Source organism: Petrocella sp., from assembly GCF_059865615.1.
Map to the genome: position 1 here is coordinate 104,793 of NZ_JCBCDA010000110.1, position 13,476 is coordinate 118,268.

A 13,476-nucleotide genomic window follows, 5' to 3' on the forward strand; every position below is an offset into this window, starting at 1 on the left:
TATGGGAAATTACCATTCAGTAACCCTTGATAAGAATCGTTGCATAGGTTGTACGGATTGTATCAAGCGTTGTCCAACAGAAGCCATTCGTGTCAGACATTCAAAAGCAGAAATTACAGATGAACTTTGTATTGATTGCGGTATGTGTATTCGTGTTTGTAAAAGTCATGCTAAACGAGCACTAACCGATCCTCTGGATAAAATCAACAAATTCAAATATAAGGTTGCAATACCGGCACCAACCCTATATACTCAGTTTAAAAAGCTTAGAAATCCTAATATCGTGCTTACAGCACTTAAGAAAATTGGATTTGATGAAGTTTTTGAGGTTGCAAAAGCGGCAGAAGTTGTTACTGCATATAGCCAACAGCTTTTGAATGAAGGTAAAATCAATCGTCCAGTTATATCTTCGGCATGTCCAGCCATTGTCAAGTTAATACAAATGCGTTTCCCTTCATTAATTGATAATGTTATGCCGATCATTTCACCTAAAGAGGCTATAGCTCGTTACGCCAGACAATATCTGATGGATCAGGGACTTGCAAGTAAAGATATCGGTATTTTCTTTATAACACCATGCGCAGCAAAAGTTACCAATAGCAGACAACCTCAAACAATTAAAACCAGCGATGTTGATGGTGTTATATCTATGAAAGACATATACTTAGAGTTAATACCGGTTATTAATAAACTGAAACCGGAAGATATTGAAATCATTCAAATGAGTTCAGCTAATGGAATTGGATGGGCTGCCAGTGGTGGAGAAGGTCTTGCTTCAAAAGTCTATAATTTGGTTGCTGTTGATGGTATTGAAAATGTCATTACCATCTTAGAAAGAGTTGAAAACAATAAGTTAGATGTTGATTTTATTGAATGTTTGGCTTGTGTGAATGGATGTTTAGGTGGACCTTTGACGGTTGAGAACTCTTTTGTGAGTACGAATCGAATGGGGAAAATAAAAAAGTATGTCAAGCAACATGGAAAAACAAGAGATCTAAACATTATTAATCCGAAAATACGACTCAAATGGGACTATGCCCTTGAAGTGACACATGTCAGAAAATTGGATGACAATATGATGGTGGCTTTGACTAAAATGGAACAGATTGATGATTTACACAAAACATTACCTCGAATTGATTGTGGATCTTGTGGCGCTCCAACGTGTAAGGCTTTTGCTGAAGATGTCGTTAGAGGAGATGCAATTATTGAAGACTGTATTTTTATGTTAAGAGAAAAGGTAAGGTCCATGGCAGAGGAAATGATGTCACTTAGTGGTATTTTACCACCTTCCATTGATCAGAATAGGAGAGAATCATGACCATAAACGATGTTCAAAAAATACTAGATGCAACTGTAGTGACCCAATCAATTTATGAGAATAATAGTGTTCAATCAGGATTTGTTGGCGACTTGCTAAGTATTGTTATGGGAAAAGCGAAAGAGCAGTGCGCATGGATTACCATACAAGGCCACATTAATATCATCGCAGTCGGTACCTTGATTAATGTTGCTTGTATTATTGTTACCGAAGGCTTTAAAGTGGACGAAGATGCTATTTCAAAAGCAAATGAAGAAGATATTGTTATTATGACGACGCACTTATCCTCTTATGAATCAGCTGCCTTATTGTCTAAAAACGGTTTGGAATAGGTGTAATCTTATGAAAGAATTGTCCATGCATATATTAGATATTGCAACCAATAGTGTTCGTGGTGGTGCGAGTCAAATTCTTATATCCGTCTCTGAGGACATATACAATAATGAATTTCGCTTTGATATACAAGACAATGGAAAAGGTATTCCAGATGAGATTCTAAGTACGATCAGGAATCCTTTCACCACATCACGTACCCTTCGGAAAGTGGGTCTAGGTATACCATTATTAGATGAAAACTGTCGTCTATGTGATGGTTATTTGAAGATTGAGTCTCAAGTTAATTGTGGTACAAGGCTAAAATCTATGATGGTATATGACCACATTGATCGTCCTCCTATGGGTGATATTGTAAATACAATAATCGGACTCATCACTTCCAATGAGAACATTGATATTTGTTATAGGCATAACTATAATGAAAATAGCTTTGAAGTCAGTACGAAAGCTTTGCAGGAAGCTTTGGAAGATGTGCCTTTAACTTCAATAAGTGTAATACAATGGTTGAAAGAATATCTAACTGAATCTCTTGATGAGCTTCGAGAATAACAATAAATAATGGTTAAAGTGTTAAATTAAAAAACAAACAAAATAAAGGCACAATCCGATGGTAAAGTTAAGACGATAATGGATTGATTGTTTCCTGAATTTGTTTTTTATAAATACAGTATGTATACATAATACGCTGTAAAGTCATGTATAATGAGTCTTGGAGAAATTAAACATGATTCGTAACATTGTCAACTATGTATCAATTGTTGTGGTGAAAGTCCATTTGTATTATTATATGTACTGAGCCATGATGCATTGTATATGGGTTTAAAGACTCAAGTTAATAATAAGTCTAGGGCAGTTTTAGTTTGTAAATCAAACAGTTGCAAATAAAAACAGAATGGAGGTTGCCTATGGCAGCATTTACTTTCAAACGTGGAATTCATCCACCGGATCACAAAGAATCAACGAATCAAAAACCCATAAAAATATTAAAGCCGATTGGAGATCTAATTTTTCCAATGGCACAACATATTGGGGCACCATGTGAACCTATTGTCAAAAAAGGTGATCGTGTTTTATTAGGACAAAAAATCGCTGATTCAGAAGCATTTGTTTCTTCACCAATCTTTAGTAGTGTTTCAGGGACCGTCAAGTCCATAGAAGAAGTGGAACACCCTAATGGGTTTAAGTGCAAGGGTATTATTATTGAAAATGATCATCTCTATGAAGATGATCCAAGTTTGAATCAAGCTCATGATTATAAGAACCTGACAAACGAAGAGCTATTAGGGATTATTAAAAATGCGGGCATTGTAGGTATGGGAGGCGCGACCTTCCCAACCCATATAAAGCTTTCACCACCACCGGATAAAAAAATTGATTATATCATTTTAAATGGTGCTGAATGTGAGCCTTATTTGACGTCAGATCATCGTATTATGTTAGAAGAAACAGATCGTCTGATTGCCGGCCTTAAAGTTTTACTAAGTATGTTTAAAGATGCTAAGGGGATTATTGGTATTGAGGCAAATAAACCAGATGCTATCAAAAAAGTAACAGAAGCAGCTAAAGCAGAGCCGCGTATTGATGTGATTACATTACATACGAAGTACCCGCAAGGTGCTGAAAAACAACTCATATATGCAGCAACAAAAAGAGAAGTACCCTCTGGAAAACTACCTTTTGAAGTTGGGTGCATCGTTCAAAATGTGGATACCATTGTTGCCATTCATAGAGCGGTTGATCGTGGACGACCTTTAACGCGCAGGATTGTTACAGTTACAGGTGATGCTATTAAAGAACCTCAAAACTTTAAAGTTAGACTGGGTACCAGTTATAAGGAACTGATTGAAGCTGCAGGCGGTTTTGTTGAAGAGCCGGCCAAAATCATTTCCGGTGGACCTATGATGGGTTTTGCTATGTATACCATGGATGTTCCGATTATAAAAGGTTCTTCTTCCATTCTATGCTTAACGAAAAAAGCCATAGCAACAGAAGATGAGAGTAATTGTATGCGTTGTGGTAAATGTGTTAGCGCATGTCCAATGGGTCTTTTACCTTTTGAATTAAATAAATTTGCATTGGCACAGGTTGAAGATGAATTTGAGGCGTATAACGGTATGGATTGTATGGAATGCGGTGCATGTTCTTATATTTGTCCATCGAAAAGGCATTTACTCCAGTCCTTTAGGACAACCAAGAAACAAATCCTTACAAACAGAAGAAAATCTTAGGAGGCTCATATGTCAGATATGTATATAATTTCTTCATCACCGCATATTAAATCAAGAGATTCGATTCAAAAAACGATGTTAGATGTTTTAATTGCTTTGTCACCCGCTGCCTTTTTTGCAATTTATTATTTTGGTGTCGGTGCCTTTAGTACAATCGTTGTTTGTATCCTATCTAGTGTTTTTGCGGAATGGGGTTATACAAAACTAATGAAACAAAAAAACACTGCAATGGATTTATCTGCTGCTGTAACTGGGTTGCTGCTGGCACTTAACTTACCAAGTTCTATTCCATGGTGGGTTTCAGTTATGGGTAGTTTCTTTGCTATTATCATTGTCAAACAACTTTTTGGTGGCCTAGGACAAAATTTTATGAACCCTGCTTTGGCTGCGAGAGCTTTTCTCTTGATTTCTTTCACGGGTCTAATGACCACATGGGGATTTGTAGATGGCGTTAGTGCTGCAACACCACTTGGGATTATTAAAGAAGGTGGGCAGATGATGCCGCCACTTTTTGATACCTTTATTGGTACAATACCAGGTTCTTTAGGTGAGACTTCAGCCCTTGCTTTAATAATTGGTGGTCTGTATTTGATGGCAAGAAAAGTGATTTCATGGCGTATACCCACCATTTATATTGCTACGACGGCCATTATGGTTCTGTTATTTGGAGGAAAAGGTTTTGATTTGACTTTTTTAGGCTATCATATTTTTTCGGGTGGATTGATGATTGGTGCCTTTTTTATGGCAACAGATTATGCCTCCTCACCAACGACTCCAAAAGGACAAATCATTATGGGCTTAGGATGTGGTTTGCTGACAGCTCTAATTCGACTTTTCGGGGGGTATCCTGAAGGTGTATCATTTGCAATCTTGATTATGAATCTTTTTGTACCACTTATTGATAAATACACAGTTCCAAAATCATTTGGGGAGGTGGCAAAATAATGGCTAAACAATCAGACAACATCATTAAAAATGCTATGATTCTATTCATGATTACTGTGATTGCTGGAACACTACTTGGGTTAACTTATGAAGTTACCAAAGAACCAATTCGTATACAGCAAGAAAAACTCAAAAATAACGCATTAAAAGCCGTCGTTTTTGAGGCTACTGAATTTTCATTAATTGATTTAGAAGAAGGTTCTAGTGAACAAGGCATTGTAAATCTGTATGAAGCGACAAAAGATGGTGCAATAATTGGTTATGCTTTTGAGATGACGGCAACAGAAGGTTATGGAGGCAATATAGCTTTAATGGTCGGTATCGGCATGGATGATCAAATACTTGGTGTCGATGTCATTCGACATAATGAAACACCGGGTCTTGGTGCAAAGATTACAGAATTAGCCTTCAAATCTGAATTCGAGGGACAACCCGTTGCACCCTTAACCGTTATTAAAGGTGCGCCAACCGGTAATCCTGGTGATATAACATCCATTAGTGGTGCTACCATAACTTCTGTATCTGTTACGAATGCGGTAAATGTTGCCACTCAATATTATAATGACAATATGGCGGAGGTGAAATAGATGAAAAGTGTTATAAAAAGATTCAAATCAGGTATTTTAGATGAGAATCCTGTTTTTATCCAAGTACTTGGCATGTGTCCTACTTTGGCTGTTACAACTTCTGCCGAAAACGGTATTGGTATGGGGCTTGCTACAACTACAGTATTGATTATGGCCAATCTGGTTATTTCTCTTCTAAGGAACATTATACCTTCTAAAGTAAGGATACCGGCATTCATTGTCATTATAGCCTCATTTGTAACTATTGTTGATTTTATGCTTCAGGGATTTGTTCCGGCACTTTATGCTTCACTTGGACTATTCATACCACTTATTGTTGTTAACTGTGTTATTTTAGGACGTGCAGAAGGCTTTGCTTCAAAGAACAAGCCATTTATATCCGTTGTTGACGGATTGGGTATGGGTCTTGGTTTCACACTTGCTCTTGGCGCCATTGGTGCTGTTAGAGAGATTTTAGGTGCTGGGACACTTTTGGGTCTGAGTGTTATGCCTGCTAACTTTGTTCCAATATCAATAATGATATTAGCGCCTGGTGCGTTCTTAGTTCTAGGTGTATTACTGGCAGCATTTAATTATGTTTTGGCAAAAGCAGCCAATAGAAATTAGGAGGTTATGATGGATTTATTATTATTTTTTATCGGTGCCATCTTGGTCAACAACATCGTACTTTCAAGGTTCTTAGGTGTTTGTCCATTTTTAGGTGTTTCTAAAAAAGTGGAGACTGCTCTTGGAATGGGTCTTGCCGTTACATTTGTTATGACTCTGGCATCAATTATGTCCTATATCGTTTATGAATTTATACTTAAGAAATTTAATATTGAGTTTTTGTATACCATAGCATTTATACTTGTCATAGCATCCCTTGTTCAATTGGTTGAGATGATTATACAAAAAACAAGCCCTTCTTTATATCAAGCCCTTGGGGTGTTTTTACCTCTTATTACAACCAACTGTGCTGTACTTGGTATTGCCGTTATAAATATGCAAAATGAGTATTCACTCTTTAAGAGCATCGTTAGTGGCTTGGGTACCGCTATTGGTTTCACGCTAGCGATTGTCTTAATGGCAGGTATTAGGGAACGAATCGAATACAATCCAATTCCAAAATCTTTTAAAGGATATCCAATCGTACTTATTACTGCCGGGCTTATGGCGATTGCTTTCCTAGGATTTACAGGATTGATCAAATAAGATGGAGGTATTAGGATGGAAATGACAAATATAATATTTTCGGCTCTAAGTATTGGCGGCCTTGGATTAATCTTTGGGTTAGGACTTGGGTATGCCGCCAAAAAATTTGCCGTTGATGTCAACCCTCTCGTTGCAGAGGTTAGAGAAGCTTTGCCAAGTGCCAATTGTGGTGCTTGTGGATATGCAGGATGTGATGCTTTTGCTAAAGCTGTAGTCGAAGGAGACGCTAAAACCAGTGGTTGTCCCGTTGGCGGTCAAACTTGTGCAGACGAAGTTGCTAGAATCATGGGTGTAGAAGTAAGTGATCTTGATCCAACTACAGCTTTTGTTAAGTGCTTCGGTGATTGTGACAAAGCGAAGGAAAAATATACCTATATGGGTGTGGCAGATTGTATCGATGCAAGCCAAGTTCAAGGTGGTGGCTCAAAAGCTTGTTCTTACGGTTGCCTTGGTTTGGGTAGCTGTGTCAAGGCCTGTATGTTCGATGCCATTCATGTAGTTAACGGTCTTGCCGTCGTGGATGAAGAAAAATGTACTTCATGTGGTCTCTGTGTATCTGCGTGTCCAAAAGACATCATAGAAATCATACCTTTAGCATCAAAAGTACGCGTTAATTGTAACTCTCAGGAAAAAGGTAAAGATACAATGAAAGCATGTAGTGTAGGTTGTATTGGTTGTCGCAAATGCTCTAAGGCTTGCGAATATGATGCCTTTACCTTTACGAATGGTTTAGCAAAAATCGACTATGATAAATGTGTTCAATGTGGTGCATGTATTGAAGTTTGTCCTACTAAAGCGATCTCACAACACTAATATTATGGTTAATACATAACAGACTGGCTCATATAAAATGAGTCAGTCTGTTTTTCTTAATCTATACCTTGAAAAACTATACAAATAAATAGGCCTATGATAAAATAGAACTGCGTTGACATAAACGGAGACTTTATGTGTCCGGATTTATGTTTTACTCATGTTTCTAAAAGGTACTTAAGAAAAGGGGATTAATATGACATATCAAAGAAAAAGCACAAAAAATGGTTGGACTTTATTTCTACTGGTATTGACTGGTATTGTTCTTGGTGGTTTTATCGGTAGTTTGGCACAAGGCGTATCCTATTTAAAATGGCTAGACTTCGGCTATAAGTTTGGTATGGTAGGAAACCCATTAGAAATAGATTTAAAAGTTATTGAACTGACATTTAAGATATTAATTAGAATTACCGTATCCAGTATTCTAGGTGTAGCCCTATCACTATTTGTTTACAGAAAGTTATAATTATGAAATCTATAGAAATTATTTTAGCGTCAGGATCACCTAGACGCAAAGAAATTCTCAACAATTTAAAATTATATCCACGGGTAATTAAGTCTAATATTGACGAATTACATAAACCTAATGAAAAGCCTCATGCTCTTGTCCATAGACTTTCATATGAAAAAGCCTATGCTGTTGCAAAAGAACTCGAACAAGGCTTAATTATTGGGTCTGATACGATTGTGGTTGTAGATAATCAAATCCTTACTCAGCCTAAAACAGCCACAGAGGCTATAGCTATGTTAACTGCGATAAGCGGCAGAACCCATCAGGTTTTGACAGGCATGACTTTAATACACCAGCCGGGTCATGAAGTATTTACACAAGTAGCTATGACCAACGTAATCATGAACCCACTTTCAGAAACATGGATACAGGACTATGTAGCGACAGGCGAACCAATGGATAAAGCAGGTGCTTATGGTATTCAAGGTATTGGTGCCACCCTTGTTAAACGGATTGATGGAGAATACAGTACGGTTGTCGGATTGTCCGTACAAACCTTAATGGATGGCTTCAAATCTTTGAAATTAAATTATTTTGATCTTATAAAGGACCAATTGTATAGTTAAAGGGTCAAAAAAAGAGATAGAAAACATGAGATAAGAGACTTGTTATCAGGGGGATAATATGCAAAAATCAATGACCATCAAAGAAATTCCAAGTGAAGAACGACCATATGAGAAACTAGAAATACGAGGTGCCTCTGCTTTATCCGATGCAGAACTTCTTGCTATTATCATTAAATGCGGCACCAAAGAAGAAAAGTCAACTGATATAGCTATGCGTGTTCTGAACCAACATGCATCCGGCTTGATTGGCCTGCATAAGTTGACTATGAAAGAACTACAAACGATAAAAGGTATAGGTCGCGTCAAAGCGATACAATTAAAAGCAATCACTGAAATTTCTAACCGAATGGCAAAAGCAACTTATAAGGAAAGGATTAATGTTCATTCACCTTCATCTGTAGCTTCAGTTTATATGGAAGCCATGCGGCATTTAGAATGTGAGCATTTCAAAGTGGTCATATTGGACACGAAGCATAATATAATTGGAGATCATACACTGTCTGTTGGTACGGTAAATGCTTCTCTTGTACACCCTAGAGAAGTATTTATTTATGCTTTAAGAAATCATGCTGTTAGTATCATACTATTACACAATCACCCAAGTGGAAACTCAACACCAAGTAATGAAGACATCGCCATTACAAAGCGTATACAATCATCAGGAGAAATATTAGGTATTACCTTACTTGACCACATTGTAATTGGAGATGGGAATTATACCAGCTTAAAAGAAAAAGGTTATATCCGTGCTTAAAGTGTCAATAATTCAACTCTATCGTTTTTAACAATAACCATCAGTTAATGGAGGCAATATGTCAAGAAGAAGGCGTTTAACATCACAGAAAATAATAACAGGAATATCCGTCCTTTTTCTTTTCTTAATGATTTTAACATGGGAAACGAGGACGGAAATCACACCAATTGAAAAAAGTGTGGCCTATGTTGTTATACCGGTACAAAAGGGCATTACTTACTTTGGAGACTGGTTAGTAGGCAGTGTGAATTTTATAAAAAATATTAATGAGCTTGAAGAACTTAATCAACTATTAAGTGAAGAAGTTCATCAATTGACCTATGAAAATAAAATTCTAGAACAATCTAAATCAGAGCTAGAAAGACTTAGAACATTGTATGAACTTGATCAGCGTTATGCTGATTATCCCAAAACAGGTTCTAGAGTTATTAGTAAAGACCCTGGTAATTGGTATCATGTTTTTGCAATTGATAAAGGGGAAAGTGCAGGATTCAAACCGGATATGGTGGTTATGTCAGGTGCTGGTTTGCTTGGCAAAATTATAGAAGTCGGGCCGAATTATTCCAAAGTACGTTCTATAATAGATGACAAAAGCAGTGTTAGTGCATTTATTGTTCGTACAGAAGACTTATGCATTGTTAAAGGTGACTTAACCTTGTATAACGATGGTCTTTTAAGAGTTGAATATATTGGAGAGGATGTCAATTTGATTGTGGGTGATGAAGTAACCACTTCTCATCTTGGTGAAGTCTACCCTCCAGGGATACTGATAGGACACATTGTAGAAATTGAAAATAACCCAAACCGATTGACTCAAGTTGCTTATCTTAAGCCTGTAGTGGACTTTAAACATATGGAAGAGGTTCTGGTCATCAACCGCTTGTGGAGGAAGCAATGAGAAAAGTACAATTTGCTCGTTTTTTTGTTATTGGATTAATCATACTCATCAACCTAATTTTACAGCCTATCGTGTTCCAGGAAATTGCCTTTAATGGTATTGTACCTAATATTTTTGTCATCACTATTGTTTCTTTTGGTCTGTTAAGAGGGCGCGTAGAAGGTGCTGTTGTAGGTGTTATTATTGGTTTATTACACGATATTTTTTATGGTGATGTTATAGGATTTTATGCTTTAATATATATGTATATTGGTTATGCCACAGGGTTTTTTCATCGAACTTTTTACAGAGAAAGTCTGCTTGTACCTATTGCTATGATTGGCATTGCTGATTTTTTTCAAAATTTTATCGTTTACTTTTTTACGTTTTTATTTAGAGGTCAGTTAAAGTTGAACCAATATTTTACTATGATTATTATACCGGAACTCATTTATTCCGTATTTGTGGGCTTCATACTTTATCGAATTTATTATTTTATTAATCTCTACGTGGAAAAGAACGAGTGGTTAAAGGAGAATGAAGATTAATTGAAAACACTATTTAAAGCAATTTATAGCTTTCTTACACATAGACTATTTTTATTATTACTGATTGTATTTGTCCTATTTTATATCTTAATTATGCGACTTTTTGAACTCCAAATTGTAGAAGGTGAAGCCTTGGCTAAAGCTTTTGAACTTAGTGTTATTAGGGAAGTCAGTATAGAGGGACATCGAGGTAATATATATGACCGAAATGGTTATCCCCTTGCTGAAAACATTATATCTTACACTGTCTTTTTGAATGACAGCATAGAAGTACCTGACAAGAACCAAATGATTCATGAACTCATCGGAATCATTCGAAATAATGGCGATGCTTTAGTAGATGAGTTCCCTTTAAGACGAACCGAAGATGGGTTTGAGATTATTGGTACTGAAAAACAAATCCTTAACTTTAAGAAAAACGTATTTAATTTGAGATATACTAGCCAGTTGACAAAAGAACAGATTGCTATGGAGCCTTATGAAATATATTTATTTTTAAGGGATCAACGTTTTAATATTGATGCTAAGAATTATACAACTGCAGAGACACTGGATATATTAAATGTCCGATATGCCCAATATATAAAAAGATATTCGAAATATCAACCCGAGATTATTGCGACCAATGTCAGTCAAAAAACATTAGCGGTATTGGAAGAACGAAATGATGTTTTTCCCGGTGTGTCTATAGTTGAAACCCCTTATCGTGTTTATAATGATGCACCTTATTTCGCACATATCATTGGCTATACCCGGAGAATAGATTCTGAACGCTTAGAAGTCTTAAAACCTTTAGGCTATACTGCTGAAGATACAATTGGTGTCATTGGAATAGAGAAGGAGATGGAGTCCCACTTAAGAGGTTATGATGGTGCACAAAAAGTGGAAGTAAATAACCTAGGCAAGACGATGCTTGTTATTGACAACATTGATCCTATTATGGGATATGATGTATACCTAACCATCGACAGGGACTTACAGATAAATACCTACAATATTCTTGAGCGACAATTGGCAGAGATTATTGTAGACAGAATGCTCATGCGTTTGCCAAATACCAGAGAACAAAGATACATCCTTTTGAAAGATATATATGATTCTATTTTTCGATATAATCTTATAGATACACGGTTAATTAGACCAGAAAACAGTGACGGACAAAAACGAATCTATAATACCATGCTATCGACAAAAGACCAGATGGTTTCATATGTTCTTAATGAAATAAAAAATGACACGCCACCACAAAATTATAATAAGTACGGCACTATCTACACATATTTTCTGGAGAATTTAAGAACAGAAGGTATTCTAGACAAAAGTTATAGATCTGATGAGAACTATGTTGCTTTTAAGAAGGGGCAGATTAGCTTCAGAACACTAATGACTGAATTTTATAAAGCAAATCTTTTGATTCTTCCTGAAGCACTAAAGGATGCCGGAGAAGAAGAAGCTTTTGCATATGTAATTAAGTTCCTTGAAGAAGAAAGTTCTACACGTTATGATTTTACACAATACATATACTTGTACCTCTTAGATCAGGAAGCCTTTAGTTATTATGACCTTACATTTTTAATCATTGATTTTGGATTGGTAACAGCTACAGAAGAAGATATCATAAATCTAAAAAGCCGTAGATTGGCACCTATTGATTTTATGAAACAAAAGATCTTAAACATTGAAATAACGCCACATCAATTGGCCTTAGACCCTTCATCCGGCGCGGTAGTTATTACAGATGTGGATACAGGTGAAGTTCTAGCTCTCGTTAGTTACCCCTCATATGATAACAGCCGCCTTGTTAATGATTTTGATAACAATTATTATGCAAAGCTATTATCCGATCCTACAAGTCCATTGTATCCAAGAGCAACTTATGCAAAATCCGTTCCAGGATCAACCTTTAAAATGGTTACAGCCATTGCAGCACTAGAGGAGGGCATTATAAGACCAACAGATCGTGTTCTGGATAGAGGTATTTTCACAAAAATATTCCCATCACCAAGTTGTTGGATTTATAGTCAAAGCAGAGGAAGTCATGGATCTATTAATGTTATACAAGCATTAGAACAATCTTGTAACTATTTTTTCTATGAGATGGGTTGGCGACTAAGCTTCAATGAAGATGGTCGTTATAATGATGCACACGGTATTAGCGTGTTAGCAGATTATGCTAGCCGATTTGGATTAGATTCAAAAACCGGTATTGAGATTGGTGAAGCATCTTCCACACTGGCTGAAAGAGATGCTGTTAGGGCAACAATTGGTCAAGGAACACATGATTTTACACCTGTTCAATTAGTAAGATATATGAATACCCTTGCTAATGACGGTAAAATGCAAGAACTTAACATCGTGGATAAGGTAATGGATAAATCTGGTGAAGTGATCGTGGACTATACGCCTAAAACTATTATTGAAAATGACTTCAATCAAAACCATATAGACGTAGTCAAAAAAGGTATGTTGGAAGTAACGGAAGGTTCTAGTGGTACAGCTAGATCTTATTTTGCCGACTTTCCCATATCCATTGCCGGTAAAACTGGAACTGCAGAGCTGATTAAGTCAAGGGCCTCTCATGCAATCTTTACAGGATTTGCGCCTTATGATGACCCGACTGTATCGATTGCAACCGTCATACATTTTGGCTATTCCTCGAGATATGCCGCATTAAACTCCAAAAAAGTTCTGGCGATGTATTTTGAAGTTAATAAAGAGGCGGAAAATTATACAACCGGTAATAAATTGAATTAATCGGTCTAAGAAACATCTTGTTCAACTGTATACAATGGACGCGTT

15 protein-coding genes are annotated in these 13,476 nt (G+C 36.5%); all 15 read left to right on the forward strand.

Features of this window, described 5'->3' with window-relative positions:
* Nucleotide 1 precedes the first annotated feature (1 nt).
* The gene (locus AC6F8J_RS12395) at nucleotides 2–1,321 is read left to right on the forward strand and encodes a [Fe-Fe] hydrogenase large subunit C-terminal domain-containing protein (RefSeq protein WP_500723667.1); all 1,320 of its coding nucleotides are present in this window, start codon (nucleotides 2–4) and stop codon (nucleotides 1,319–1,321) included.
* On the forward strand, nucleotides 1,318–1,653 hold the full coding sequence (locus tag AC6F8J_RS12400; protein WP_500723668.1) for a DRTGG domain-containing protein: 336 nt from the start codon (nucleotides 1,318–1,320) through the stop codon (nucleotides 1,651–1,653). The genes AC6F8J_RS12395 and AC6F8J_RS12400 overlap by 4 nt, the downstream gene beginning before the upstream one ends.
* 10 nt (nucleotides 1,654–1,663) lie before the next feature.
* Complete coding sequence (locus AC6F8J_RS12405; protein WP_500723669.1) at nucleotides 1,664–2,206, forward strand: ATP-binding protein; 543 nt, start codon at nucleotides 1,664–1,666, stop codon at nucleotides 2,204–2,206.
* Between the two features lie 356 nt (nucleotides 2,207–2,562).
* Nucleotides 2,563–3,885 (forward strand): electron transport complex subunit RsxC, encoded by a 1,323-nt coding sequence (gene rsxC / locus AC6F8J_RS12410; protein WP_500723670.1) that lies wholly within the window; start codon nucleotides 2,563–2,565, stop codon nucleotides 3,883–3,885.
* Nucleotides 3,886–3,894: 9 nt separating this feature from the next.
* Complete coding sequence (locus tag AC6F8J_RS12415; protein WP_500723671.1) at nucleotides 3,895–4,830, forward strand: RnfABCDGE type electron transport complex subunit D; 936 nt, start codon at nucleotides 3,895–3,897, stop codon at nucleotides 4,828–4,830.
* Nucleotides 4,830–5,417 carry an RnfABCDGE type electron transport complex subunit G gene (locus AC6F8J_RS12420; RefSeq protein ID WP_500723672.1) on the forward strand — a complete coding sequence of 196 codons (588 nt, stop codon included), beginning with the start codon at nucleotides 4,830–4,832 and terminating at the stop codon, nucleotides 5,415–5,417. Before AC6F8J_RS12415 ends, AC6F8J_RS12420 begins: the two co-directional genes overlap by 1 nt.
* A complete protein-coding gene (rsxE, locus tag AC6F8J_RS12425; RefSeq protein ID WP_500723673.1) occupies nucleotides 5,418–6,023 on the forward strand; it encodes an electron transport complex subunit RsxE in 606 nt (201 codons plus the stop codon).
* Nucleotides 6,024–6,029: 6 nt separating this feature from the next.
* A complete protein-coding gene (gene rsxA / locus AC6F8J_RS12430; RefSeq protein ID WP_500723674.1) occupies nucleotides 6,030–6,608 on the forward strand; it encodes an electron transport complex subunit RsxA in 579 nt (192 codons plus the stop codon).
* 15 nt (nucleotides 6,609–6,623) lie between these two features.
* A complete protein-coding gene (locus AC6F8J_RS12435; RefSeq protein ID WP_500723675.1) occupies nucleotides 6,624–7,421 on the forward strand; it encodes an RnfABCDGE type electron transport complex subunit B in 798 nt (265 codons plus the stop codon).
* A gap of 196 nt (nucleotides 7,422–7,617) precedes the next feature.
* Nucleotides 7,618–7,887 (forward strand): DUF4321 domain-containing protein, encoded by a 270-nt coding sequence (locus AC6F8J_RS12440; protein ID WP_500723676.1) that lies wholly within the window; start codon nucleotides 7,618–7,620, stop codon nucleotides 7,885–7,887.
* A 2-nt stretch (nucleotides 7,888–7,889) separates the two neighbouring features.
* Nucleotides 7,890–8,498, forward strand: a complete 609-nt coding sequence (locus AC6F8J_RS12445) for a Maf family nucleotide pyrophosphatase (protein ID WP_500723677.1) — start codon at nucleotides 7,890–7,892, stop codon at nucleotides 8,496–8,498.
* A 58-nt stretch (nucleotides 8,499–8,556) separates the two neighbouring features.
* On the forward strand, nucleotides 8,557–9,252 hold the full coding sequence (radC, locus tag AC6F8J_RS12450) for a RadC family protein (RefSeq protein ID WP_500723678.1): 696 nt from the start codon (nucleotides 8,557–8,559) through the stop codon (nucleotides 9,250–9,252).
* A 58-nt stretch (nucleotides 9,253–9,310) separates the two neighbouring features.
* Nucleotides 9,311–10,150, forward strand: coding sequence for a rod shape-determining protein MreC (gene mreC, locus AC6F8J_RS12455; protein ID WP_500723679.1), 840 nt, complete (start codon nucleotides 9,311–9,313; stop codon nucleotides 10,148–10,150).
* On the forward strand, nucleotides 10,147–10,677 hold the full coding sequence (gene mreD, locus AC6F8J_RS12460) for a rod shape-determining protein MreD (protein ID WP_500723680.1): 531 nt from the start codon (nucleotides 10,147–10,149) through the stop codon (nucleotides 10,675–10,677). Before mreC ends, mreD begins: the two co-directional genes overlap by 4 nt.
* Nucleotides 10,678–13,431: a penicillin-binding transpeptidase domain-containing protein gene (locus AC6F8J_RS12465; protein ID WP_500723681.1), complete on the forward strand. Its 2,754-nt coding sequence runs from the start codon at nucleotides 10,678–10,680 to the stop codon at nucleotides 13,429–13,431.
* Nucleotides 13,432–13,476: the final 45 nt, after the last annotated feature.